The 23,606-nt window shown below is 71.7% G+C and carries 22 protein-coding genes; 11 read left to right on the forward strand and 11 right to left on the reverse strand.

The genetic code is table 11. The features are described 5' to 3' along the window. Positions 1–421 precede the first annotated feature (421 nt). On the forward strand, positions 422–1,285 hold the full coding sequence (locus AB0M08_RS12670; protein WP_364492157.1) for an oxygenase MpaB family protein: 864 nt from the start codon (positions 422–424) through the stop codon (positions 1,283–1,285). On the opposite strand, the gene AB0M08_RS12675 is transcribed toward AB0M08_RS12670, so the two are convergent. After that, the gene (locus AB0M08_RS12675) at positions 1,273–2,661 is read right to left on the reverse strand and encodes a hypothetical protein (RefSeq protein WP_364492159.1); all 1,389 of its coding nucleotides are present in this window, start codon (positions 2,659–2,661) and stop codon (positions 1,273–1,275) included. The genes AB0M08_RS12670 and AB0M08_RS12675 overlap by 13 nt on opposite strands. Positions 2,662–2,852: 191 nt before the next feature. Here AB0M08_RS12675 and AB0M08_RS12680 point away from each other — a divergent pair, with 191 nt between their 5' ends. Together AB0M08_RS12680 and AB0M08_RS12685 are read left to right on the forward strand one after the other, a co-directional pair. Continuing rightward, positions 2,853–4,025 carry an MFS transporter gene (locus AB0M08_RS12680; protein ID WP_364492161.1) on the forward strand — a complete coding sequence of 391 codons (1,173 nt, stop codon included), beginning with the start codon at positions 2,853–2,855 and terminating at the stop codon, positions 4,023–4,025. After that, positions 4,022–5,077, forward strand: a complete 1,056-nt coding sequence (locus AB0M08_RS12685; RefSeq protein WP_364492163.1) for a Gfo/Idh/MocA family oxidoreductase — start codon at positions 4,022–4,024, stop codon at positions 5,075–5,077. The genes AB0M08_RS12680 and AB0M08_RS12685 overlap by 4 nt, the downstream gene beginning before the upstream one ends. Before the next feature lie 101 nt (positions 5,078–5,178). On the opposite strand, the gene AB0M08_RS12690 is transcribed toward AB0M08_RS12685, so the two are convergent. Both AB0M08_RS12690 and AB0M08_RS12695 read right to left on the reverse strand, forming a co-directional pair. Beyond that, complete coding sequence (locus tag AB0M08_RS12690; RefSeq protein WP_364492165.1) at positions 5,179–5,547, reverse strand: PPOX class F420-dependent oxidoreductase; 369 nt, start codon at positions 5,545–5,547, stop codon at positions 5,179–5,181. Between the two features lie 3 nt (positions 5,548–5,550). Next, positions 5,551–6,621, reverse strand: a complete 1,071-nt coding sequence (locus tag AB0M08_RS12695; protein WP_364492167.1) for an alkene reductase — start codon at positions 6,619–6,621, stop codon at positions 5,551–5,553. A 117-nt stretch (positions 6,622–6,738) separates the two neighbouring features. Between AB0M08_RS12695 and AB0M08_RS12700 the strand changes: the two genes are divergently transcribed. Together AB0M08_RS12700 and AB0M08_RS12705 are read left to right on the forward strand one after the other, a co-directional pair. Further along, positions 6,739–7,248 (forward strand): MarR family winged helix-turn-helix transcriptional regulator, encoded by a 510-nt coding sequence (locus AB0M08_RS12700; RefSeq protein ID WP_364492169.1) that lies wholly within the window; start codon positions 6,739–6,741, stop codon positions 7,246–7,248. Positions 7,249–7,272: 24 nt separating this feature from the next. Next, positions 7,273–7,701: a hypothetical protein gene (locus tag AB0M08_RS12705; RefSeq protein ID WP_364492404.1), complete on the forward strand. Its 429-nt coding sequence runs from the start codon at positions 7,273–7,275 to the stop codon at positions 7,699–7,701. Here the strand turns inward: AB0M08_RS12705 and AB0M08_RS12710 are convergent. Both AB0M08_RS12710 and AB0M08_RS12715 read right to left on the reverse strand, forming a co-directional pair. Further along, a complete protein-coding gene (locus AB0M08_RS12710) occupies positions 7,655–8,233 on the reverse strand; it encodes a hypothetical protein (RefSeq protein ID WP_364492171.1) in 579 nt (192 codons plus the stop codon). The two genes, AB0M08_RS12705 and AB0M08_RS12710, sit on opposite strands and share 47 nt — an antisense overlap. After that, the gene (locus AB0M08_RS12715) at positions 8,230–10,575 is read right to left on the reverse strand and encodes a hypothetical protein (protein ID WP_364492173.1); all 2,346 of its coding nucleotides are present in this window, start codon (positions 10,573–10,575) and stop codon (positions 8,230–8,232) included. Before AB0M08_RS12715 ends, AB0M08_RS12710 begins: the two co-directional genes overlap by 4 nt. A 201-nt stretch (positions 10,576–10,776) precedes the next feature. Here AB0M08_RS12715 and AB0M08_RS12720 point away from each other — a divergent pair, with 201 nt between their 5' ends. The 4 genes from AB0M08_RS12720 to AB0M08_RS12735 all read left to right on the forward strand — a co-directional run bounded on the left by AB0M08_RS12720 (position 10,777) and on the right by AB0M08_RS12735 (position 14,212). After that, positions 10,777–11,673 carry a patatin-like phospholipase family protein gene (locus AB0M08_RS12720; protein ID WP_364492175.1) on the forward strand — a complete coding sequence of 299 codons (897 nt, stop codon included), beginning with the start codon at positions 10,777–10,779 and terminating at the stop codon, positions 11,671–11,673. A 51-nt stretch (positions 11,674–11,724) separates the two neighbouring features. Then, a complete protein-coding gene (locus tag AB0M08_RS12725; RefSeq protein WP_364492177.1) occupies positions 11,725–12,168 on the forward strand; it encodes a hypothetical protein in 444 nt (147 codons plus the stop codon). A gap of 27 nt (positions 12,169–12,195) precedes the next feature. Further along, positions 12,196–13,281 carry an enoyl-CoA hydratase/isomerase family protein gene (locus AB0M08_RS12730; protein ID WP_364492178.1) on the forward strand — a complete coding sequence of 362 codons (1,086 nt, stop codon included), beginning with the start codon at positions 12,196–12,198 and terminating at the stop codon, positions 13,279–13,281. Positions 13,282–13,540: 259 nt separating this feature from the next. Beyond that, positions 13,541–14,212 (forward strand): hypothetical protein, encoded by a 672-nt coding sequence (locus AB0M08_RS12735; RefSeq protein ID WP_364492180.1) that lies wholly within the window; start codon positions 13,541–13,543, stop codon positions 14,210–14,212. Positions 14,213–14,326: 114 nt separating this feature from the next. Here the strand turns inward: AB0M08_RS12735 and AB0M08_RS12740 are convergent, their stop codons facing one another. Genes AB0M08_RS12740 through AB0M08_RS12750 form a run of 3 tightly spaced genes read right to left on the reverse strand, consistent with a single transcriptional unit; the run spans position 14,327 to position 17,189 of the window. Further along, positions 14,327–15,091 carry an ABC transporter ATP-binding protein gene (locus AB0M08_RS12740; protein WP_364492182.1) on the reverse strand — a complete coding sequence of 255 codons (765 nt, stop codon included), beginning with the start codon at positions 15,089–15,091 and terminating at the stop codon, positions 14,327–14,329. Continuing rightward, positions 15,085–16,068: an ABC transporter permease subunit gene (locus AB0M08_RS12745; RefSeq protein ID WP_364492184.1), complete on the reverse strand. Its 984-nt coding sequence runs from the start codon at positions 16,066–16,068 to the stop codon at positions 15,085–15,087. Before AB0M08_RS12745 ends, AB0M08_RS12740 begins: the two co-directional genes overlap by 7 nt. Beyond that, positions 16,068–17,189, reverse strand: a complete 1,122-nt coding sequence (locus tag AB0M08_RS12750; RefSeq protein ID WP_364492186.1) for an ABC transporter substrate-binding protein — start codon at positions 17,187–17,189, stop codon at positions 16,068–16,070. Before AB0M08_RS12750 ends, AB0M08_RS12745 begins: the two co-directional genes overlap by 1 nt. Positions 17,190–17,485: 296 nt before the next feature. On the opposite strand from AB0M08_RS12750, the gene AB0M08_RS12755 reads away from it, so the two are divergent. After that, a complete protein-coding gene (locus AB0M08_RS12755; protein ID WP_364492188.1) occupies positions 17,486–19,474 on the forward strand; it encodes a hypothetical protein in 1,989 nt (662 codons plus the stop codon). Between the two features lie 358 nt (positions 19,475–19,832). Here the strand turns inward: AB0M08_RS12755 and AB0M08_RS12760 are convergent, their stop codons facing one another. From AB0M08_RS12760 to AB0M08_RS12770, 3 genes are all read right to left on the reverse strand, one after another. Beyond that, complete coding sequence (locus tag AB0M08_RS12760; RefSeq protein WP_364492190.1) at positions 19,833–20,726, reverse strand: amidohydrolase family protein; 894 nt, start codon at positions 20,724–20,726, stop codon at positions 19,833–19,835. Beyond that, positions 20,719–21,489 (reverse strand): SDR family NAD(P)-dependent oxidoreductase, encoded by a 771-nt coding sequence (locus AB0M08_RS12765; protein WP_364492192.1) that lies wholly within the window; start codon positions 21,487–21,489, stop codon positions 20,719–20,721. Before AB0M08_RS12765 ends, AB0M08_RS12760 begins: the two co-directional genes overlap by 8 nt. Before the next feature lie 86 nt (positions 21,490–21,575). Beyond that, positions 21,576–22,103 carry a carboxymuconolactone decarboxylase family protein gene (locus tag AB0M08_RS12770; protein ID WP_364492194.1) on the reverse strand — a complete coding sequence of 176 codons (528 nt, stop codon included), beginning with the start codon at positions 22,101–22,103 and terminating at the stop codon, positions 21,576–21,578. Positions 22,104–22,245: 142 nt separating this feature from the next. Here AB0M08_RS12770 and AB0M08_RS12775 point away from each other — a divergent pair, with 142 nt between their 5' ends. Further along, positions 22,246–23,547, forward strand: a complete 1,302-nt coding sequence (locus tag AB0M08_RS12775; protein WP_364492196.1) for a hypothetical protein — start codon at positions 22,246–22,248, stop codon at positions 23,545–23,547. Positions 23,548–23,606: the final 59 nt, after the last annotated feature.

Genomic DNA, 23,606 nt, shown 5'->3' on the forward strand with positions numbered 1-23,606 from the left:
GCGCCGCGGAACCCTCCGCCGGGCGCCGCGAACGGCCCGAGAACGCCCCGAGCGAGCCGGCTCCGCCCGACCGAGAAGACCCTGACCTGCAACATCACCTCGCGCCGAACAGCGGCTCCGGCAACAGTGGTCGCGCTCCCATTCTCACCCACGCCGATGTTCCCGACCGTCGCGCGGCACGCCCACGATGGACCGCCGGACCGGGCACCCGCGCCGGGGAGGCCCGGAGCGATCAATCCGACAGAGACGATGATCACACTGAGCAACCCTTTGGGGCCCGGCACTTCCCTAATGATCAGTGCCGTTGTGATAGCGACGAGTAATGGTGAACATGCGGGTGGATCCGGCTGAAATGTCCAGGCCGGTAACCTCGTATCAACAAAGCCACGTAGATCGCCGTGAATACCGGCAGACTGGGGGCATGCGCAGGAGCCAGGACCGGTCACGCCGGATCGCGACACTGGATCCCGAGACCGACCATCGAGAGATAACCAGCCTCTTCTACCTCGACTTCGCGACGATCATGCTGCTCCAGGCGGTCACCGGCAATCTGATGACCTTCGCCGTACCCCGGATGTCGCGGATCCTGAGCGCCACCGGCCAGTTCGAGCGGCACGCCGCCAAGCGTTTCGTCGACACCTCCCTGCTCACCGGCGCCGTCCTCGAGCACGGCCTGCAGCCCGGCCCGGGACGCGACGCCGCCCGCCACGTCAACGCCATGCACCGGAAGTACCCGATCCACCCGGACGACTTCATCGCGGTCGGCTGCGACGCCCCGCTGATGTCCCTGGAGATCGCCGACCGCTTCGGCTGGCGAGAGGTCTCCGCGATCGAACGCGAGGCCCTCCGCATCCACTACAGCGCCGAGGCCCGCGCGTTCGGCTCACATCGCCCGCTACCCGGCACACTCCCCGAGATGCGTGCGTTCCGGGAGGAATACCTTCAGGAGCAGATCGCGTACGAGCCACAGAACCGCAGACTCGCGGACGGTTTCATGACGTACGTGGCGACCCTGGTCCCCCGTCCCCTGCGCCCGCCGGCGACGTCGGTCCTGCTCGCCCAGGTGGAACCACGCGTCCTCGAGGGCTGCGGCTACCCGGTTCCGTCCGGGTCCCGGAAACGGATCTCCGACGGGCTGATGCGCGCGATCGGCCGGCTCGGCCCGGCCCCCGATCCGGTCCCCGGCAAGCCGAGCCCGGTGGACCGGATCGTCGCGTCGGTCTACCCACACGGCTGGACCCTGAACGACCTGGGCCCGGTCCCCGGCGAACGTCACCGCTGCTGAGACTGCGCCTGGTTCTGCACCGCCGGAGCCGGGGCCTGCGGGAGGGGCTGCGCCGGGCGTCCGGGAACCACGGGCGCCTGGAACGGGCGTTCGCTGCCGAGGTTCGCGGCACTGCTCCTGTTCTGGAACGGGTTGAGGTGCGCCGGATAGTCCGAGACGGGCGCCGCCGGAGCGGCCTGCTTCGCGGCGCTGGTCATGTTCCGGAACGGATTGAGGTGCGCCGGATAGTCCGACGCCGGCCCGGCCGCCGCCTGCGGTTGCTGGGCCGCCGCCTGCGGTTGCTGGGCCGGCACCTGCGGTTGCTGGGCCGGCACCTGCGGTTGCTGGGCCGGCACCTGCGGTTGCTGGGCCGGCACCGGTGCCTGCTGGGCCGGCGCCCTCTCCACCGGAGCGGACGTGACCACGGCCGGTGCCGGTTTCACCTGGTCGCCGAGGTGTGTCGTCTGGGGCAGCAGGCCGTTGCGCTGGATCTGCCGGATCTCGATGTGCCCCCGTTCCACGATGTCCCGCATGAACTGCCCCGCCGCCTGCATCGCCACCGGATCCCGGAGCACCTCCCGCGCCACGGCGACCCTCATCTCCCCGCCGGGTTTGTCCAGACGGGTCACCGCGTTCCCGGTCATCTGGTTCTGCAGCTTCCAGTACGACATGGCGCTCTCCATCGACTTCGGGTCCACCCCGGAGTTGCGGGGACCGAGCTTCTGGAGCGCCTTCAGTTCGTCGCCGAGCACGGTCAGACCGGCCAGGTGGGCCTCGGCGGCGTGGTAGTGGCTGTCCGGTAACGGCGACTGGGGCACCGGCGAGAAGAACCGGGTACCCAGCGGCTGCTTGCCGCCCGGCACGGTGGTCGGTACGAACGTCGGCAGGCGGTCGGGCTGCGGGAAGGCCGACGGCGAACCGGTCTGCCGTTCGAGGGCCTCGGCCTGACCGACGAGCGCCATCGAGGCCGGGAGCCTCCGGTCCTGGTAGAGCTGGCGTAGATCCGCGTGCGCGTCGGTCACCTGCCGTACCGCCTGGCCGGCGTACATCCGGTCCATCGCGTTGGTCATCGAGAATTCCATCATCCCGGGAGTGGGCATGGCCCGGTTGTTCCCGATGCCCCAGTTCGGATGGACCTGGCCCTCGGCCTTCAGTGCCGCGTACGTCGCGTTCTCCTGGCCGGCCACGTGCTGGGCGGAGGAGGCGAGCGCCCGGGGATCGACCCCGGTCCTCTTCGCGTCCTGCCCCTGCAGGCGGGCGAGATCGTCGCGGATCGTCGCGAGCCCGTACTGCATCTGCTGCGCCGCGGTGAGGGTCGAGTCCGGGAGCCGGACGTGCGGCACGGTCTGGTAGATCACGGATCCGATGATCAGGTTCGGCTGACTGGGCGGCGCCATGAATCCTCCGTCGGTCACGGTGAGCGGGACGAGAGCCCTACGCACCGAGCCGCCCACCGGTTCACCTCACCACCCACTACCGCGCTCTCCCCCTCTGACCCGGGCCCGGCCGGTGTCCGGGAGAGGGGCCCTGGCAGTACCCGTTTACCGGCTGACTCCCATCCGCCGCGGCGAACCGGTGTGATGGGAGCGTGAATCCGTTCCTCTTCGCCGTCGCCGCCGGAGCCGCGGTCGGCAACCTCTACTGGGCCCAGCCGCTGCTCGACACCATCGCCGGCGATCTCCACGCCACGCACGGCACCGCGGGCTGGCTGATAACGCTCACCCAGCTCGGGTACGCCGCCGGGATCCTCTTCGTGGTACCGCTCGGCGACGTCCTCGACCGCCGCAAGCTGATCCCCACGATGATGCTGCTGGCCTCGGTCGCGCTGGTGCTCTGCGCGGCCGCCCCGTCGATCGGGTTCCTGCTCGTCGCGATCACGCTGCTCGGCCTGACCACCGTCTCCGGCCAGATCCTGGTGCCGCTCGCCGGCGACCTGGCCCCGGACCACCGGCGCGGGCACATCGTCGGCATCGTCGGCTCGGGCATCCTGACCGGCATCCTCACCTCGCGCACCATCGCCGGGCTGGTCTCGGGCGTCGCCGGGTGGCGTGCCGTCTATCTGGCCGCCGCCGTCCTCACCGTGGTGCTCGCCGCGACGCTCTACCGGGCCGTTCCGGCCCTCGAGCCCAAGACCAGCCTGCGTTATCCGGCGCTTCTCGCGTCGGTCGCGGCCGTCGTCCGTTCCGAGACCTCCGTACGGTGGACCTTAGCCCTCGCTTCGACCGGCTTCGCCGCATTCACCCTGTTCTGGACCGCGTTGACGTTCCTGCTCAGCGGCCCGCCCTTCGGCTACCCGGCCGCAACCATCGGTCTGTTCGGGCTCGCCGGACTGGCCGGCGCGGTCGCCGCGCAGCGGGCCGGACGGCTGCACGACCGCGGCTGGTCCCTCCCGGCCACCGGCATCGGCTGGGCCGTGATCCTGCTCGCGTTCGGCGTCGCCGCGTTCGCCGGGCACTCGGTCGTCCTGGTCCTGCTCGCCATCCTGCTGCTGGACGTGGCGATGCAGGGCGTGCAGATCCTCAACCAGACCCGGATGTTCGCCATCTCGCACGAGGCCCGCAGCCGCCTGAACACCGTGTACGTGACCGCGAACTTCCTCGGCGGCGCGGCCGGTTCGGCGGCGGCGACGGTGCTCTGGTCGGCCGGCGGCTGGACCGCGATCAGCGTCGCCGGGATGGTGCTGAGTTGCCTCGCGCTGACCATCTGGGAGTACGGGCGGCGCGGCCCGCTGAAACAGGCGCTGTCTACGGTGGAGGCGTGACGAGATTCGCTCTCGCCGGGTTCGGGTTCCGGGCCGCGGCGTACCACCGGCTGTCCCGGGCCCTCCCCGATCTCCGCTGCGTCGGCGCGGTCGTCCGGCACCCGCAGGGGCGGGAGCTGCCGGTGCCCACGTTCGGCGACCTGTCCGATTGTGTACGCGCGACCGGCCCGGACTTCCTGATCACCGCGGTGCCGCGTACCGCAAACGCGGGGTTGATCTCTGAAGCGGTGAGCCTGGGATTGCCGGTGCTCGCCGAGACACCACCCGCCACGGATCTCGCAGGCCTGCGCGAGCTCTGGACCGAGGTGGGCAAATCCGGTCAGGTGCAGATCGCCGAGCAGTACCTGCTGATGCCCGCGCACGCCGCCCGCCGGAACGCGGTCCGCTCCGGGATCATCGGCACGCCGACCCAGGTGCAGGTCTCCTCGACGCAGCAGCACCACGCGATGTCCCTGATCCGCGGCCTGCTCGGCGCCGGCCACGCCACCGCGTCGGTCCGCGCCGTCCGGACCGTGGCACCGCTGCTGAACCCGCTCGACCGTTCCGGATGGACCGACGACGAGGAACCGAGACCGGCCACCACGACGATCGCCACGCTCGACTTCGGCGACGGGCGCTCGGCGGTCTACGACTTCACCACCAACCAGACCCGCAACCTGCTGCGCTCCCGGCGGCTGCTGGTCCGCGGCACGCACGGCGAGCTGCACGACGACACGATCGTCCACATGCCCGCCGCGCGCACGGTGACCCGAACCCCGCTGGTGCGCCGGCAGAGCGGCCACGACCTGGACCTGAACGGCTTCGACACCGAGACGATCGCGCTCGGCGACCGCGTGGTGTACCGCAACCCGTTCCCCGGCCTGCGTCTCAACGACGACGAGATCGCCACCCTGACCCTGCTCTCCGCCATGCTCACCTGGGTCCGCGGCGAGGGCCCGCCCCCGTACCCCCTGGCCGAGGGCCTCCAGGACCAGGCGCTGGCCCTGGCCGTCGAGGAGTCCGCGGAAACCGGCCGCGAGATCCTCACCCGCCTCGAGGCCTGGTCCTGCTGACCGCAGGCCGCCCGTGCCGCGCGGGGGCGGGGATGGTCGTGGCCGGGCGGCCCTGCTCGCCGAGCGCGCCGTCGCGGCGATGGCATGGGCCGCCCGTCCTCTCACTCCGGGCCGAACCAGGTGATGATCTTCTCGGGGTGGATGCGGATGACCTCGGGGCTGAAGTGCTCACCCAGGTCGTGCGGACCGACCAGCAGCTCGGCGGTGCCGCGGATCTCGACCATCCGGGGGCGCCACGGGTTCACGCTGATCACGTCGTCGACGACCAGGGCGACCTTCGGGTTGTGCTGGAGGTTGCGCCACTTCTTGGAGGTGCCCATCCGGAACCCGCCGATCAGCAGCGTGCCGTCCTCCTGGAGCCGGTACGCGACCGGGTTCGCCTGGGGCTGGCCGTGCGGGTCGACCGTGGCCATCCGGCCCAGCCGCTGGCTGAGCAGGTACTCCCGCTCGGCGTCGCTGAACTCGGCCATGTCTCAGCCCGCCAGGGTCGGGTAGTCGGTGTAGCCCCGGTGGTCGCCGCCGAACATGCTGGAGCGCTCCGGGTCGTTGAACGGGCCACCCGCGGCCAGGCGTACCGGAAGATCGGGGTTGGCCAGGAAGAGGGCGCCGTAGGAGATCAGGTCCGCGGTGCCGTCCTCGATCAGGGCGAGCGCCTCCGGGCCGGTGACCGCGGGATAGGTGCGCGGGTTGAGCACGAACGTGGACGGCCACTGGGCGCGCAGGCTGCGGGTCAGCGCCGGGTCGTCGCTCTCCACCAGGTGCAGGTACGCCAGCCCGAGCGGCGCGAGCCCGTCGAGGAGTGACTGGTAGAGGGCGTCGGTCTCCTGCTCGGCGATGTCGTTGTACGGGTTCGCCGGCGAGATCCGGAACCCGACCCGGTGACCGCCGATCGCCGCGGCCACCGCGGACGCCACCGCGACGCCGAAGCGGACCCGGTTCTCGACGGATCCACCCCATTCATCCGTACGCACGTTGGCGCTGGACGACAGGAACTGGTGCACGAGGTAGCCGTTCGCGCCGTGGATCTCGACGCCGTCGAAGCCGGCCGCGATCGCGTTGCGGGCGGCATCCGCGAAGTCGGCGACGGTCTGCTCGATCTCCGCCGGGGTCAGCTCCTTCGGGGTCTCGAAGTCCTTGAGCCCAGCCGGTGTGAACAGTTGCCCGGCCGGCTTCACCGCGGACGGGCCGACCGGGGTCAGGTCGCCGGGCAGGGTGCTCGGGTGACCGATCCGGCCCGCGTGCATGAGCTGCGCGAAGATCACTCCGCCGGCGGCGTGCACGGCGTCGGTGACCGTACGCCAGGCGGCGACCTGCTCGTCGGAGTGCAGTCCGGGGGTGTGGGTGTAGCCCTGGCCGACCACGGACGGCTGGGTGCCCTCCGTGATGATCAATCCCGCCCCGGCCCGTTGCGCGTAGTACGTCGCGGTCAGCTCGGTCGGGCTGAGACCGGGACCGTACGCGCGGCTGCGGGTCATCGGCGCCATCGCGATCCGGTTCGCCAGTTTGGTGCCGGCGAGGTCGTACGAGTCGAACGCGGTAGCCATGGTGATCCTCCGTACCTCGGTGCGATTTACCTGTTCGAACAGGTATCCCTCCCGGGCGGATTCCCGCACTGCGTGCGACGTGCGTCACATTGCGCGCCACGGGATAGAATGCTTCCTGTGGCGCAGGACGAAGTCATCACCAACGCGATCGTGCGGGTCGCCCGCCTGCATCGGATGCTGGCCGGACAACTACTCCGCCGCGTCGGCCTGCACCCCGGCCAGGAACTCGTGATGATGCAGCTCTGGAACGGCGGGCCGCAGCGCCAGGCCGACCTGGTCCAGGTCCTCGGCTCGGACGCGGCCACGATGACCCGCACCATCCAGCGCCTGGAGCACGCCGGCTTCGTCCGCCGCTGCCCGTGCGCCGACGACCGGCGCGCCAGCATCGTCGTGCCGACCCCGGCCAGCCTGGCCCTGCGCGAGCAGGTCGAGCGGATCTGGGCCCAGGTGGAGGAGCAGACCGTCGGCGACCTGACCGAGGCGGAGCGCGCGGACGCCCTGCGGGTGCTGCACCGGGTGGAGGAGAACCTGACACGGGCCATCACCCCAGCAGAGGGGTCAGGCCGACCGCGCACTCCCGGGCCGCCGCCAGGGTGTCCAGGGGCGCCTCCGGCCGGGGAGCACTGACCGCCACCGCCGCGGCGCACCCGGCTGCGGACCGAGGCGGACGCCCAGCGCACCGCGGACAACCTGCGCGCCCGGACGTGGCTGGTCGGCAATCCGGACCGGCAGAACCGGCTCGGCCAGGACGTCGCGTACGCGCTCTGCCCCGAGGGCCGGCCGACCCTGCTCGCCGATCCCGGCTCGGTGATCGCCCGCCGCGGCGCCTTCGCCACGCGACACCTCTGGGTGACGCCGTACGACCCGGAGCAGCGCTGGGCGGCCGGCGAGATCGTCAACCAGAGCCCGGGCGGTGCGGGGCTGCCCGCGTTCACCGCCGGGCGTGCCGGCCGTCCGGTACGTCGGACGGCAGGCGCCGCCACGCCGGGAGTGGCCGCCGGTCAGGCGCCGCCGCACCGGGAGTGGCCGCCGGTCAGGCGCCGTCCACCAGCGGCCAGCCGTTGCCGAGGTGGACGGTGAGCGGCAGCAGCAGGCTCAGCGGACGCTGCCGTTGCGCCACGGTCACCCCGCCGACCCCGAGGGTGCCGCCGACGTCGCAGGTCCCGGCGCCGACCGCGACCAGACGACCGGCCCGTACCGTCACCTGGAGGCTGCGGATCACCGCCTCCAGGTGGATCTGCAGGCTGACGGTGGCGAGCTTCTGCTGGCCGAACCGCAGCTCGATCGAGGGCTCGTGGTTCAGCGCGAGGGTGTGCGCGGCGAGGCCGACCGTCCGCTTGGCCTCCGGATCGGCGAGGCTCTCCAGCGCGGCCGCCCGGATGTCCCGGTGCCGGGACCAGCCGGCGCAGAACACCTCGGTGACGTCCTGCGTCAGCAGCCCCTCGGCGGCCTCGGTGAAGCGGGTCAGCGCGCCCGCCCGGGTCGCCTCGGGCATCCTCCGCAGCACGTCACCGATGCCGCCCGGCCGGCCCAGCACCGCTGCGGAGATCGCCTCCGCGGCGGCGGCCGGGTCGTCGAAGAACACGTCGCGGAGGTTCACGGAGCCGGTCATCGGGGCACCCCCTCGTGGATCGTCGGGTCGATCGTCGGCAGCACGCTGACCAGGTGGAACGCGGGTCGCTCCCGGTCCTCGGCGGTTATCACCGGCCCCCGCGGGCCGTCCACGACCACGGCGGTCACCCCGCGCGCGGGATCGTCGTCGGCGCCGTCGTCCGCGCGGTGCTCGCTCCGGACGCGGCGGAACAGGTCGAGGATCCGCTGGCGGACCGGGGCCAGAAGCAACGGCAGGACGAGCGCGAGCACGGCGAGCAGGATCTTGGCCAGCAGCGGCACCGGCGGGTCCGGCGGGGCCGGCTCCGGCGGCAGCACCTCGAACAGGGTCAGGCCGTTCGTGGTGGCCGTCCCGGCGCCGCCGGTCTGCTGATACGCCAAGCGCCACCGCGCCTGCGTCCGGCCGGGCGGCGTGGACGCGGGGATCGTCAGCTCGGCGACCCAGCCGTCCGGCGTACGGTCGCAGGCCCGCATGTCGTCGTCGGAGAAGCCGGCGCTGCACTCGGTGATCTCCACGCCCTCGACCAGGGAGGTGTGCGCCAGCCGGACCGTGGTGCCGGCCGGCGCGGCTGCCGGATCCGGCAGCACCGAGAACGCCGCGGCGGGCGAGCCGCCGAGGACCTCGTAGTCCACCGTTCCGGTGCGTGAACCCGCCCTCCAGCGCAGCGGCAGGATTCCCGGGTCGGCACGGCGCGGCACGGTCAGTGTCGCCGCCCAGGTACCGGCGCTCCGGCGGCAGGAGACGTCGCCGTGCCCGGAGAACGCGACCGTGCAGCCGCTGATCTCGGTGGCCGGGTTCACCGGGGCGATCGCCACCACGACCGGATCGCCGGGCGCCGCCGACTCGGGATCGGTGGTCACCGCAAAGTCCTCGGTGGGCACCCCGGTCGGCTCCGTGGTGGGTTGCTCGGTGGGTTGCTCGGTGGGCTCCTCCTGATCCCTATCGGTCGGCGTCGGGGTGGTACGCGACGGCTTGACGGTCGGCGGGGCCAGCACCGTGTAGTCGAGCGCGCCGTTGTCCGAAAGCTCGGCGCCGGCCGTGTTGCGCGCGGCGATCCCCCAGCGGAGCACGGCGGTTCCCGGTACGGCGTCCTCCGGCACCCGGGTCTGCGCGAACCAGCGCCGGGTCGAGTGGCGGCACCGGTTGCCCGCGGTGCTCGCGAAGGCGGCAAGGCAGCCGGTGATCGCGACCCCCTCGGTGGCCGAGGTGAAGGTCAGGGTGAGCGGCTCGCCGGGTGCCGCCGCGGCGGGCTCGATCGTCACCACGAACTGCCGCGGCGGGGTCACCACCTCGACGGCCACCGTGCCCTCGGCGCCGTCACCCTGATCGCCGGAACGGGTGGTGCGGTAGGTGAGCTTCCAGGTCATCTCCGCGGCGCCGGGTGACCGGTCGGCGGGGATGCGTACCGTAGCGGTCTTGGTCTTGGGATCGCAGGGCACCCGAGCCACCAGGGTGACCGAGCAGGTGTCCACGGTGACGCCGGCCGTCGTGGAGGCGAACGTGACGACGACCGATTCCGCCGGCCCGATCGTCTTCCGGTCGGTCGTCACATCGAACACCGGCGGCGGCCACGGTTCGATGGCGAACTCCCGGACGCCGGGCGCCTCGCCCTCGAAGACCTGGCCCGCCCGGTACCGAATGGTCCAGCTCAACTCGGACGGTTCGGTCCCGTCCGGCGGCGGCACGGTGATCGTCCAGTCCCGGCCGTCCTGACCGCACGACCCGGTCGCGCCCAGCAGCCGCGCCTCGCAACCGGTGATCCGCACCTCGGCGGGCGCGCTGCGGAGACTGAGAGTGATCACGGTGCCCGGCAGCCCGGCAGAGGCCGACGGCGTCACCTCGAAGCTCGCCCCCAGCACCTCGAATTCGAGCTTGCCCGCGGCCCTCTCCCCCTTCGCGCCCTCCTCCGCTATCAGCCCCTCATGGGCGCGGTACCAGTAGTGCCAGATCAGAGTCAGTCCACCCGGCCTGGCCTTCTCCGGCACCGTGAACGTCACGACCGGGGCGATGCCGTCCTTCTCGTCCACATCGCCGCAGTCGAACGACACCTTGTCCGTGCCGGTGGCCACGTCGACGGAGCAGTCGCCGAACTCGAGGACCCCGTCGCGGAACGGGCAGAAGGTCATCGTGACCCTGTCGCCGGGCCATCCCGAGGATGCGCCGACCGACGGTGTGTGGTCCTCGGCGGTGCACCTCTCGCTCGCTCCCGCACTCGGGGCCGGCGACGGCGCCAGCGCGGCCGGCGACAGCACGGCCGGCGACAGCACGGCCGGCGACAGCACGGCCGGCGACAGCACGGCCGGCGACAGCAGGAGCAGGAGCACGGCCGACAGTCTGGACATGAAGGCGGATATCGCACGGAATGCCATCGCGGGCTTCTTTCGGGACGGCGCGTCGCCCTCATGCTCTGCCCAAACCCACCCCGGCGGAGACCAGAGTCCATGACTCGACACGCCCACCCCGGTGGCTGGTCCTCCGGGGTGCCTCGCGGCCTCGACACACCCCGGAGGACCAGCCAGAACCGTGGCCGTACGATCCTGATCATGTCCCAGCCTCGGCGGGTCGCGCTGGCTCTGGGGTCCGGCGGCGCCCGCGGTTACGCGCACATCGGCGCCGTCCAGGTCCTCAACGAGCGCGGCTTCGAGATCGCGGCGGTGGCCGGGTCGTCGATGGGCGCCCTGGTCGGCGGGATCCTCGCGGCAGGGCGGCTGGACGAGTTCACCGCCTGGGCGACCGGGCTCAAGCAACGCGACGTGCTCCGGCTGATCGACCCGAAGTGGGCGTCCCCCGGCGCGATGGCCGCCGACCGGCTGATCAACCACCTGAACGGCTTCCTCACCGACGTGGAGATCGAGAACCTGCCCATCCCGTACACCGCGGTCGCCACCGACATCGCGGCGCGGCGTGAGGTGTGGTTCCAGAAGGGACCGCTGAGCTCGGCGATCCGCGCCTCGATCGCCATTCCGGGCGTGATCACCCCGGTGGTCATCAACGGACGGCTACTCGCGGACGGCGGCATGCTCAACCCGGTCCCGATCGAGCCGACCGCGGCGGCCGGCGCGGACCTGACCGTGGCGGTGTCGCTGCAGGCCCCGCGCCCGGCGAGCGAGTCGGCGGCGCCGGTACGGACGACGGCGCAGCCGCAGTGGGTGGAGGACTGGCGGGTACGCCTGCGCCAGATCTTCCGCCGCGACGCGCTGGAGGTCCCCGTTCCCGAACCGGCGCTCCCCGCGGACCTGCGGATCGCGGACGTCCTCTCGCTCTCGCTCGACGCCATGCAGGACCTGATCGCCCGGTACCGGATGGCCGGGCTCCCGCCGGACGTCCATGTCACCATCCCGGTGACGTCCTGCCGGGTGATGGACTTCCACCGCGCCCCCGAGATGATCCAGATCGGCCGCGATCTCACCACGAAGGCTCTCGACGAGGCCGGGCTCTGAATCCGGCGTGTCGACACTTCATCGACGAATGTTGCTCTAAGCTATCGATCGATGCCGCACCGTCACGACCCCCTGGAACCCGCGGCGGCCGCCACCATGGAGGAGCTGGTGGCGCTGCTGCGACGACTGCATGCCCGGGCCGGGAAGCCGTCGCTCCGGGACCTGGAGGCGTGGGCGATCCGGCAGCAGCGGGCCGGACGGCGGGACGTGCTACTGAAGCGGACCACGATCTCGGAGGTGCTCTCCGGGAAGCGGGCGCCGGGGCGCAACTTCGTGGGCTGGTTCGCCGAGGCCTGCGGCGTGCCGGACGGCGACGCGGTGCGCGCCTGGCTCCGCGCCTGGGAGGTCGCGGCCGAACGCCCCGCGCCGGCGGGCCGGGAGGACGGGGAGGCGCTGCGGCGGATCCGGGAGCTGACCGAGGAGAACGCCCGGCTGCGGCGAAAGCTCTGGCGCCTGCAGACGAGGCGGCACACCCGGCGCCTAAGCTCACCCTGACCGTGCCGTACAGCGGAGGGGACGACCGTGCGCGACGATGAGGCCACCCCGACGGTGATCGCCCGGGTGACCGGGCACCTGGGGCATCTCACGCTCAACCGGCCCGCCGCGATCAACGCGCTCACCGCCGAGATGGTCGGCCACGTCCGGCGCACGCTCGATCGGTGGGAGTCCTCCGATCGGGTACGCACCGTCCTGATCACCGGCGCCGGCGAACGCGGACTCTGCGCCGGCGGGGACATCCGGGCGCTGCACGCCGACGCGGTCTCCGGTGGCGAGGGCGCGCTCGCCTTCTGGGCCGACGAGTACCGGATGAACGCCGCCGTGGCGTCGTACCCCAAGCCGGTGGTGACCTGGATGGACGGCATCGTGATGGGCGGCGGGATCGGGATCGCCGGCCACGCCTCGGTGCGGCTGGTCACCGAGCGGTCGCGGCTGGCCATGCCCGAGGTCGGCATCGGCTTCCACCCGGACGTGGGCGGATCCTGGCTGCTCGCACACGCGCCGGGCGAGATCGGCACGCACCTCGCCCTCACCGGCGGCGCGGTCGGCGCGGAGGACGCGATCCTCGCCGGCCTGGCCGACCACTTCATCCCGTCCGACCGCCTGCCGCACCTGACGCTGGCCCTGGCCGAGCGACCGGCCGACGAGGCGGTCACGCTGCTCACGGCCGCAACGCCGGGCCACACGTCCCTCGCGGCCGCAACGCCGGGCCACACGTCCCTCGCGGCCGCAGCGCCGGGCCACACGTCGCTCGCGGCCGTGCCGCCGGGTGATCTCGCTGACGCACGGGAGTGGATCGACGTCTGCTACGCGGCGGACAGCGTCGGCGAGATCGTCGAGCGGCTCACGCGGCATCCGGCGCCGGGAGCGCAGGCGGCGGCAAAGGAGATCGCCACCAAGTCGCCGACCTCGCTGGCCGTCACCCTGCGGTCGGTGCGCACCGCCGCCACCCTGCCGGATCTGACCGCCGCCCTGGCCCAGGAGTACCACCTCTCGGCGCGGATGCTGCGATTCCCGGACTTCGCCGAGGGCGTCCGCGCTCAGATCATCGACAAGGACCGGAACCCGCGATGGCAGCCGCTCGCCGACATCGACGCCTTCTTCCCTTGATCGCCGGCATCTTCCCCTGCTCGCCGGCGGGGGCCGCCCCGGTTGGCTCGGCCTCGCCGCTGTATTCATTGTCGGCGGCCTCCTCGCGTCCCGCATCATCCCGTGGTCGCGCTACTCCGGTTCCAAACCCCCCTCCCCCAGACCTGGTCCGTTTTCTTCCGCTTCCCTTTCCCGTACGCCGTCCGCGCCCCCGCCACGCTCAAAAAGCGACCGAAATCCGTCGACACCACCCCGTTGATCGGGCCTGTTACGCTGCGCCGTGTCCCTGAAATCGGCCCAGCGGCTGACCCTTTTCTTCGCGGCGCTCACCGTGGTGCTGCGCATCATCTCCGATGTCTGGATTCGTCCCCTTCTCGTCGCGAGCTTCTCGTCGGGGCACGCCCTGCTCCTGGTCACACTGATCGGGTTCCTGAGCCTGATCGTGCCGCTCGGCGCCTATGCGCTGGTCCTCCGTCCACCGTGGCGTTCACCACGGCTGTGGGCCGTCGACGCGGAGAAGCGCGAATTCTCGGCGAACGCGACCCCCACCGCGATCGGCCCGCTCGTCGTCGTGTTCGCCTATATCGCGAGCGGCGCGATTTCCGGCGCCATCGCCGACTTCGACACCGTCGCGGTATCCGGCTTCTCCCTACTTCTGGGAATCGCCCTTTTAACCCCGTTCATCGCGATACTGATGACGGCCCGCCCCCGGCTCACCCTGAACCGCGACGGCATGACTCTTCACGGCCTCCGACGCCATTCTCATTACCCCTGGGACGGCCCTTTCCCGCGGCGCCCACCCGGACAGTGGCTGAACGTGGACCGCGGTTTCCTCGCGTTCACCCTGGACCGTTATCGCCTACACGCGGACACCCGCGACCGCATCGGAACCCAGGCCGAGATGGAGGATCTGCAAGCCGCTTTCGCCGCGATCAAGGATCAGCCCTCGTAACCCGCCGCGCCCGACGGATCCGATTCTCCGGAGACGACCGCCTTTTGAGCGGTCGGGTGCGCGGACGGCGTACCGCGGAAGGGGCGGGAAGCGAGACGCCTGGGGTGACCAGAGTCAGACAGCGGCACGGTCCTCCAGGAGGGCCAGGATCTGCTCGCGGAGCGTGACGAACTCCCGGGTGGCCTGGTCCCGGGGGCGGGACAACCCGACCTCGACCACCCGGAGAACCCGGGCCGGGCGTGGGGAGAAGACCACCACCCGGTCGGCGAGGACCAGTGCCTCGCTCACGTCGTGGGTGATCAGGACGGCCGTGAAGCCGCGTTGCCGCCAGAGTCGGTGCAGTTCGGACTGGAGCACGCGGCGGGTCAGGGCGTCGAGCCGGCCGAGGGGCTCGTCGAGCAGCAGCACCGACGGCTCGTTGACCAGGGCCCGCGCCAGGGCCGCCCGCTGGGCCATCCCGCCGGAGAGCTGGGACGGCCACGCATCGGCGAAATCGGTCAGGCCGACCAGTTCGAGGGCCTCGTCGACGCGGCGGGCGGACTCGATGACGGGAAGGCCGCGCGCCTGCGGGCCGATCGCGACGTTGTTGCGGACGGTGCGCCACGGCAGCAGCGTCGGGTCCTGGAAGACGAGGGCGCGTTCCGGATCGGGGCCGCCGACGCGCCGCCCGTCGACGTAGACGTCGCCGAAGAGCGGCCGGTCCAGGCCCGCGAGGAGCCGGATCAGGGTGGACTTGCCGCTGCCGCTGGGGCCGATCAGCGCCACGAACTCTCCGGGACTGACCGATATTGATACGTCGTCGAGGACCGGCAGATCGCGGCCGCCGGTGCGGAACGCCTGCGTCACCCCGACCACGTCGACGGCGGCACCGCTCACCATCGGGTCAGCTCCTTCTCCCAGCGCAGCACCCAATTCCGGACCCGGAAGAGAATGGTCAGCAGAACGCCGCAGACGACCACGAGAACCACGATGCCCGCGTAGACGGCGGGGAAGTCGCCCCAGCCCTTCTTCCAGTTGAGGTACCAGCCCAGGCCGGAGTTGACGCCGAAGTTCTCCGCGACGGTGAGACTCACGAAGGACGCGCCGAGGGCCATGAACGCGCCGGTGAAGATGCTCGGCAGCGCCGCGGGCAGGCTGACGCGCAGCACCAGGAACCAGCCGCGGGCACCCAGCGTCTGCGCCACGTCGAAGTAGGACCGTGGCACGCCGAGCACTCCGGCCCTGGTCAGCACCGTGATCGGGAACCAGACGCTGAACGCGATCAGGAAGACGGCGCCCGAGTACGCGGTTGGGAAGAGCACGAAGATGATCGGCACCCAGGCCAGTGACGGCACCGGGCCGAGGAAGACCAGGATCGGGTGGACCCAGTAGTTGGCGGCCTGAAACCACCCTATCACCACACCGGTGATCAGCCCGGCGGTGAGTCCGACCACGAAACCGGCCATGAGCAGCAACAACGAGTTGCCGAGGCTCTCCGAGAGGATCACCCGGTCGGTCCACATGCGGCCGAGGATCTGCTGGGGCGCGGCGAAGTACGGCGGCGCCAGCAGCTGCGTCTTGGCCGTGACGATCTCCCAGACCAGGAGCCAGAGTCCGGCGCCGTAGCACCAGGCGGCGAGCCGTTTCACGCGCGGCCGGGCGCTGCCGGCCAGGCATGATGTCGCCCAGATCACCGCGACGAGCAGTCCGGCGCCGGCGGTGAAGGCGCCGAACGCGAGCGGTTCGCGATCCGGGACGTAGCGGGTGACCGCGGCGAATCCGGCCCAGGCCAGGGTGCCCGCCACCGCGAGCAGTGGGTCGACCCGGCCGGGGTTCGCGATCCGGTCCAGCGCCACCCGGATGGGGACGGCGGTCATCAGAAGTCGAGGCCGAGGTCGACGAAGGCCCGGTCGGCCAGCGCCCTCGGGTCCACTCCGGCGGGCAGGAAGCCCGTCTTCACGTACTTCTCGATGCCGGGCAGCAGCGATTCGCGCAGGTTCGCAGGCGACGGGTCGAAGGTCAGTGTCTTCAGCACCTGCAGGATCTCCTCGGGCGTGCCCGCCACGTAGTTCCGGTTCGACTCGATCGCGGCGGTCTCCTCGAGGTGCCGTCCCGCCCACCGCGCCCCCTCGGCCCACGCGGTCACCAGCTTCCCGGCGGTCACCGGGTCCTCGCTGACGAAGTCGCTGTTCAGGGCCACCGCGCAGCACGGTTGGTGGGCGTTCATGCTCATCGTCCTGTCGTTGTTGCTGGACAGCACCCGCGCCCAGCCCCGCTCGACCGCCTCGATGATCGGCAGGTACCCGCCCGCCGTCGCGATCGCGTCCACCCGCCCGTCCTCCAGCGCCTGGGGCAGCAGGCTCTGCTCGATCACCACCCACTCGACCTGTCCGGCCTCGGGACTGGAATTGATCCCCGCGTCCAGCAGGTCGAGCGAGAAGAAGTTCGTCGCCGACCCCTGCAGGCTGCTGACCCCGATCCGCTTCCCCCTGAGCGACGCGATCGTGGGCACCGACCCGTCGTCGCGCGCGTAGAGGTCGAGACAACCGTGGTGCAGTCCGCCGCTCAGCCGGATCGGCGTCCCGTTGTAGATCGGCCCCAGGTAGTTGAAGAAGATCCCGTTCGACGCGACGTACTTCCCCGACCCCACCGCCGCCGTGACGTCCTCGTCGTTCCCGGTCTTCTTCAGAACGACGTCGAGACCCACATCCTTGAAGAACCCCTTCTCGTACGCGATGACCAGGGGCGCGTCACAGGCCCCACTGGGTGTCGTGAGGGTGAGCCGCCGCCCGGCCCAGGACCGGGTGACCGCCGGATCGCCCCGGCGCGCCCGCCAGAACGCGAACCCGGAGATCCCCCCGGTGGCGAGCAGGCTCGCACCCACCCCCGCCGTCGTACCGGCCGAGCCGAGGAACCGCCGCCGGGTGATCCCGCGCGGGGCACCGGGATCATCCTCGACGATCTCGGCACCACTGGGCAGCGACGGCGGCGGGCACATGATCCCCAGCCCAGCACACGACGGGCCGGACCGGGCCGGAAACCCGGGGCATCACCCTCCCGAGACACGTACTCGTACTCCCACGAATGCTTTTCTGTCGACAGTTACCACCGGGAAGCGACAAGGAAGGCCGTGCTTGGTCACTTGACCCGTCAATCTGTCGACATTAGTGTCCCAGCCATGCGCTGACGGCCCGTTCCGGCAGGGACCACCGCTCCCTCCCCGCCGGACCGGCGCACGGCCGTCGCCGAGCGTCGTGACGTCCCACGACGCCGTGCCGAGCAAAGGAGAGATCGGTGCCCACCACTCCCGAGCCACCCACCACACTCTCGCGGCCCAACCTCTCGAGACGACGCGTCCTCGTCGTCGCGGCGGCCGCCGCCGTCACCACGCCACTGATCGCCCCGTTCGGGAGACCGGCCGTGGCGGCACCCCGGAAGGCACCGGCCCTCACCGTCGGTGCCGGGGAGACCTACACGTTCAGCAGCACCTCGACGTACGGGAGGCTGATCCTGGAAGAGGGCGGCGCCCTCGCCGCGCCGGACGGCTACGACCTCAGCGTGACCGTCGACGGGGTGGAGGTCGGCGCCACACTGGAGAGCCTCTACGTCGACGACGGCATCCACACGTACATCGCCGCGGGCACCTACAGCGGACAGGTGGTCGTCACCGTGGCGGCCGAGAACCTGATCACCTACCAGGGCTCGGAGTGGCCGATCCGCCAGGCGCTCTACGTCGACGCGGACGGCGTGAGCAGCGCGAAGTCGGTGCTCGCCGCGGTGCGGGGCGGTCGCGTCGGCCTGAGCGAGGCGTCCGGGGTCTCGATCACCTCGCGCGGGCAGGCGTTCAACGGGGTCTGGGTGGCCGGTGGGTCGTACACGCTGACCAAGCCGGCGATCGCGTTCACGGGCAACGGGCGGTGCGACTTCGTCGGGTACGGCAGCGGGATCGTCGGCAGCGGCGCGGGCACCACGCTGGTCGTCGACGGCGCCACCATCCGGAACGAGGGCGTGGTCCGCGACGGCATCGTGGCCGACGACGGCGCCGTGCTCGTGGTCAAGAACAGCACCATCAGCGTCAAGGACGGCGTGCTCCCCGAGGAGTACGAGAACACCGGCGACCCGGCGTTCATGATGTCCTGCCCGTGGCTGCTGGGGATGTACGGCACCGTGCGGGCCACCAACACGCTCGGCGTCAACACCCGCGCGACCTACCTGAACACCCAGATCACCAACGAGAACTGGGCGCTGTGGTCGATCGACAGCGGCGCCTACGGTGGCAAGGACATCGTGCTGGTCGTGGTCAACAGCACCGGGCGGCACACCGGCACCGACGGGTACGGGTCGTACGCGATCGGCAACCCGACCGAGTACTTCCTGGGCGTCACCCTCGACGTGGCCACCTACGTGGCGATCATCTGGGGCAGCGCCGGGATGCACTACGGCGACAGCAGCCGGGCCACCGTGGACACCCTCAACACCAGTCTCGGTCTCGGCCTGACCGCTTCCGATATCCGCTGCGTGGAGTCGCGGCCGTCCCGGCTGACGTCCCGCAAGTTCGGGTTCATGTGGCACTCGACGGGGCCGGTCCACATCGACGGGCGGACCCGTCTGCACACCGATCAGACGACGTTCCTCTCCAAGGCGGTCGCCTCCTCGGTCTTCGTCGACGGGTCGGCCGGCGCCACGCTCTCCACCGGCAACGGCGTCCTCTACCAGATCATCGACAACGACAACCCGGGCCGCGTCGCCGTCACCGACAAGCCCTGGTCGGCGGAGTACACCAAGTCGTACGTCCAGCCGACCGCCGATCCGGTCAAGTCGGCCACCTTCGATCCGGCGGTCGTGCACACCGCCGACGCCACCGGATCGTTCTCGCACATCACCCTGGCCGGCGACTTCTACAACGGGGTCCTGGGCGGCGGCGTCGGCAACCTGCAGGGCCAGAACCTGGTGCTCACCTTCACCGACGCCCGGGTCACCGGCACGATCTCGGCCAGCCGTGCCGTGCACCCGGAGAGCCCGATCAACTTCGACAACTACGACCAGCTCGGGGTCGTCACCAACACCCCGACGGCGGTGGTCAACAACGGCGTGATCGTCACCCTGAGCAGCGGTTCGGTCTGGAGCGTCTCCCGTACGTCGTACCTGAGCGCCCTCACGCTGAGCGCGGACTCGTCGATCGTCACCGCTTCGGGGAGCGCTCCGGTGCTGACCGTCGACGGGGTGGAGACCGCCCTCACGCCGGGGTCGTCCTACACGGGTGCCATCACCCTCACCGTGTAGACGGCTCCGCCCCGAACGGCCCGGTGCGGGCGCCCCACCTTCAGCCCGCACCGGGCCTTCGCCGTACCCGGACACCGTCACCCCCGCTTCCCGACCGGCGCCCTGCCCACCCCCGGCCCCCGTCACCCCGTTTCCCGACCGGCGCCCTGCCCGCCCCCGGCCGTCCGTGGCACCCTTTGGCGCCGTCAGCCTTCCGCCCTCGGCGTTCAGGGGTGCCTGGGCCCCGCGGGCACACCCCGGGTGCCCGGCCGCCGGGTCCTGGCTGGCGCTGAGGGGTGTGTCCGCAGGCCCGAGACACCCCTCAGCGCCAGCTGACTGGTCAGCCGGCGCGGGTCCCGGTGCCCGGTGCGGGGTTTCGTCAGAAGCCGAAGAGGTCGGTGGGGTTGGTGACCAGGAGGCGGTGGCGCAGGGACTCCGTCGGGGCCATCTCGGTGAGCAGGTCGACCAGGAGGCCGTCGTCCGGGGCCGGGCCGGTGATGTTGACGTGGGGGAAGTCGGTACCCCAGAGGACCCGCTCCGGGAAACGGTCGACGAGCAGGGCGGCCAGGGCTGCCGCGTCATGGTAGGGCGGGCCGGAGAGCGAGACGCGGTCGGCACCGCTCAGCTTGACCCAGATGTTGCCACGGTCCAGGAGGCGGGAGAGGGCGCGGACCGCGGGACCGTCCACGCCGTCGTGGAGGTCCACCCGGGCCATGTGGTCGATCACCACCCGGGAGCGGATGGCGGCGATCATCGGGGCGTGTTCGACGATGCCCAGGCCCTGGACGTGGATCTCGGCGTGCCAGCCCATCTCGGCGATCGTGTCGAGGGACGTACGGATGCGGGTGGGGTCGGGGGCGCCGCCCAGATGATCCAGGAAGTGCAGGCGGGCGCCGCAGACCCCGGCGGCGTCCAGTTCGGCCGGATCGACGCCGGGGCCGAGCAGGGCCACCCCGCGGAGCGAGGCCGGGTCGGAGCGGAGGGCGTCGAGCAGCGCGCGATGGTCGGTGCCGTAGCCGGAGGACTGGACGATGACGGCCCGCTCGAAGCCGAGGGCCCGCTGCGTGGACTGGACCCGGGAGTAGGGCACGTCGACCGGGGTGAAGGTGCGGCCGGGCGCGTAGGGGAACCGCGAAGCGGGGCCGAAGACGTGGCAGTGGGCGTCGGTCGCCCCCGGGGGAAGGACCAGCGACGGACGGCTCGGCGCCGGATGCGGCCCGGGATTGCCCGGCGACGGATGCGGGTTCGGTGCGGGGGTGGCCAGCTCAGTCACAGCGCACCGTCATTCCGCCGTCCACGACGATCTCGGTGCCGGTGACGAAACGGGACTCGTCACTGGCCAGGTAGAGGGCGGCGTACGCCGTGTCCCGGCCGTCACCCATGAAGCCGAGCGGGATGCGCGCCTGACGCTGGGAGAGCAGCTTGGCGACGTCGCCGCCGGCGCGCTGGCCGGCCAGGCGGGCCTCCACCATCGGGGTGTGCAGCTGACCGGGAACGACCGTGTTCACCCGGATGCCGTCGGGGGCGTACTGCACCGCCGTCACCCGGGAGAGCTGGATGATCGCGGCCTTGGCGGCGGCGTACGCGACCTGGGCGGCGCCGGTGTACCGCAGCCCGGAGGCCGACGAGACGTTGACGATGGCGCCGCCGCCGGAGGCGCGCATCACCGGAACGGCGGCCTTGCAGCCGAGGAAGACGCTGGTCAGGTTGACCTCGAGCTGGGCGTTCCAGTCCTCGACGCTGAGCTCGCCGACGCCGCCGGCCCGGGAGCCGCCGACGTTGTTGATCAGCACGTCGAGGGCGCCGAGCTCCGCCACGCAGGCGTCGACGGCGTCCTGCACGGCCTGCGGGTCGGTCACGTCGGCGAGCCGGGTACGCGCGGCGCCGCCCTCGTCGGCGATCTGCCGGACGGTCTCGTCGAGCGCGGCGGCGTCCCGGTCGATCAGGAACACCCGGGCGCCCTCGCGGGCGAACATGACGGCGGCGGCCCGGCCGTTGCCCCAGCCGGGCCCGACGCTCCCGGCCCCGGTGATCATCACAGCCTTCCCGGCCAGCCGGCCCGCCCGCTCCGGACCGGCCGGCGCAGCGGACCGTGGCGCGCCGGAGCCCGGCTCCCCGCCGGTCATCGCGGGGCCGCCGGGGAGTCGACGCCGAGGGCGACGATGACCCGCGAGACCATGTTGTACGCCGCCACCGTCACCACCAACTCGACCAGCTGGGACGTGCCCAGGCGGGAACGCAGGTCCTCGAGGAGGTCGTCGGGCACCGTGATGTCGCGGGTCATCGCGTCGGTCAGCGCCAGCACCAGCCGTTGCACCGCGTCGAACTGGTCCGGCCGCGGCGGATCGTCACCGCGCAGGGCCGCCCGCAGCTTCGGGCCGATCCCGGCGAGCTCGGCGTCGGCCACATGGGAGTCCCACTCGTACGCCGCCCCGTTGAGCACGGCGATCCGCAGCACCACCAGCTCACGCAGGTCGGGGCGGAGGGCCGTACCGCCGCGCAGGGTGCCGAGCAGCGTGTTCCAGCCGTCGGCGACCGGTGGCGAGTGCAGCAGGACCCGGTCGATGGGCCGCAGCCGCCCGCCCGGCCGCCGGCGCCGAATCCGCTCGGCCACCTCTCCCCCGCCTCGTGTCTCCGGAATCCGCGCCACCGGCGTCACCTCCCCCTTCACGATCGACCAGCACCTAGTGTCGACACTAGGGCCCGGAGATGACAATGTAGCGGGTGAATCGACAACAAGAGAACACACAAGTGTTGATAGTGTCGACATTGCGAAGGGGAGGGTGGTCGTCGTGGAGAAGCCGCCGCTGTTCACCGACGAGGAGATCGCGAGCTTCCGGGCGGACATCGCCTCCCGGCGGGTGCCCGGCGCGTACGAGCCGGGGCGCTGGTCGATCAGCCCGCTGAACCGGACCGGGACGATGCCGGCGAGCGTACGGCTGCGGGACTCGACGCTGCGCTCGCTGGAGACCGTGCCGGGGTCGATCCCCGACGAGGCGAAGCTGCACTACCTGCGGCGCCTGGTCCGGGCCGGCGTACCCGAGGTGGTCGGCGCGGGCGCGGCCAAGCGGACCACCGCGCAGCTCCGGAGCGAGGTCGAGGCGGTCAAGCAGGAGAACCCGGACTGTCGGGTGATCTGCCCGCTGGTCCTCTCCCCCGACGACATCGACCGCGCGGCCGAGGCCGGGTTCGACGGCGTCCAGGTGTGGGTGCAGGGCTTCGGCGAGGCGGCCCAGATCTACCGCCGCGTCCACGACCTGGCCTGGTCCGGCGAGGACTGGCGGCGGACGATGCCGGTGCAGTCCCGCGCCGAACTGCTCGGCACCGCGACACGCCTGGTCGGGCACGCGCGCGACCGCGGGCTCCGGGTCGCCACACCGATGCTGATGGTCGGCTACCTCACCGGCGAACACCTGGAGGAGACGGTCGAGGCGCTGAGGGACGCGACCGAGCTCACCCTCTTCGACGGGCCGGGCGCGCTCGGCCCGGAGGCGTTCGCCCTGTTGATCGAGGAAGTTCGCCGCAGGACGACAGCGGAGATCGGACTGCATCCGCACAACACCTTCGGGATGGCGGTGGCGTGCGCGGTCGCGGCGGTCCGCGCCGGAGCGACGGTCGTCGAGGTCTCCGCCAACGGCTACTGCGGCGGGCCGGGCAATGCGGACCTGGCCGTGACCGCCACCGCCTTCGAGTCGCTGTACGGCGTCTCCACCGGCATCCACCTGGGCGAACTGACCGGGCTGGCCCGCGCCGGGGAGGAGCTGACCGGGCTGCGGCTGGCCCGCAACCACCCGATCACCGGCGAGCACGCGTTCGACTGGGGCGGCATGGACCTGATCACCCAGGAGACCGCCGTCGACCCGCTGCTGCACAACTGCCTCGCCCCGGAGCTGGTCGGCAACCGGCGGCACCGGCCGGTCACCGGATCGAGCGGCCCGTACACGCTCACCGACCGGCTGACCGACCTCGGCCTGGACGTACCGCACGATCGGGTGGTGCCGCTTCTGGAGACGCTGAAGAAGCAGGGCGGGACGACCGACGCCGACATCATCCGGGAATCACGGCGGGGCGACCATTTTGGCGGCCCCTCCTAGAATGACGATCGGCGTGGGGCAAAGCCGCCCGATCACGCCGTGGACTCATGGAGGCGAAT

The sequence above is a fragment of the Actinoplanes sp. NPDC051851 genome (assembly GCF_040681165.1).
In the GTDB taxonomy this organism is placed as follows: domain Bacteria; phylum Actinomycetota; class Actinomycetes; order Mycobacteriales; family Micromonosporaceae; genus Actinoplanes.

Coding starts and splice junctions, on each gene's coding strand:
- AB0M08_RS12670 (WP_364492157.1), top strand. CDS start 422: ATGCGCAGGAGCCAGGACCGGTCACGCCGGATCGCGACACTGGATCCC.
- AB0M08_RS12675 (WP_364492159.1), bottom strand. CDS start 2,661: ATGGCGCCGCCCAGTCAGCCGAACCTGATCATCGGATCCGTGATCTAC.
- AB0M08_RS12690 (WP_364492165.1), bottom strand. CDS start 5,547: ATGGCCGAGTTCAGCGACGCCGAGCGGGAGTACCTGCTCAGCCAGCGG.
- AB0M08_RS12695 (WP_364492167.1), bottom strand. CDS start 6,621: ATGGCTACCGCGTTCGACTCGTACGACCTCGCCGGCACCAAACTGGCG.
- AB0M08_RS12710 (WP_364492171.1), bottom strand. CDS start 8,233: ATGACCGGCTCCGTGAACCTCCGCGACGTGTTCTTCGACGACCCGGCC.
- AB0M08_RS12715 (WP_364492173.1), bottom strand. CDS start 10,575: ATGTCCAGACTGTCGGCCGTGCTCCTGCTCCTGCTGTCGCCGGCCGTG.
- AB0M08_RS12720 (WP_364492175.1), top strand. CDS start 10,777: ATGTCCCAGCCTCGGCGGGTCGCGCTGGCTCTGGGGTCCGGCGGCGCC.
- AB0M08_RS12725 (WP_364492177.1), top strand. CDS start 11,725: ATGCCGCACCGTCACGACCCCCTGGAACCCGCGGCGGCCGCCACCATG.
- AB0M08_RS12740 (WP_364492182.1), bottom strand. CDS start 15,091: ATGGTGAGCGGTGCCGCCGTCGACGTGGTCGGGGTGACGCAGGCGTTC.
- AB0M08_RS12745 (WP_364492184.1), bottom strand. CDS start 16,068: ATGACCGCCGTCCCCATCCGGGTGGCGCTGGACCGGATCGCGAACCCC.
- AB0M08_RS12750 (WP_364492186.1), bottom strand. CDS start 17,189: ATGTGCCCGCCGCCGTCGCTGCCCAGTGGTGCCGAGATCGTCGAGGAT.
- AB0M08_RS12765 (WP_364492192.1), bottom strand. CDS start 21,489: ATGATCACCGGGGCCGGGAGCGTCGGGCCCGGCTGGGGCAACGGCCGG.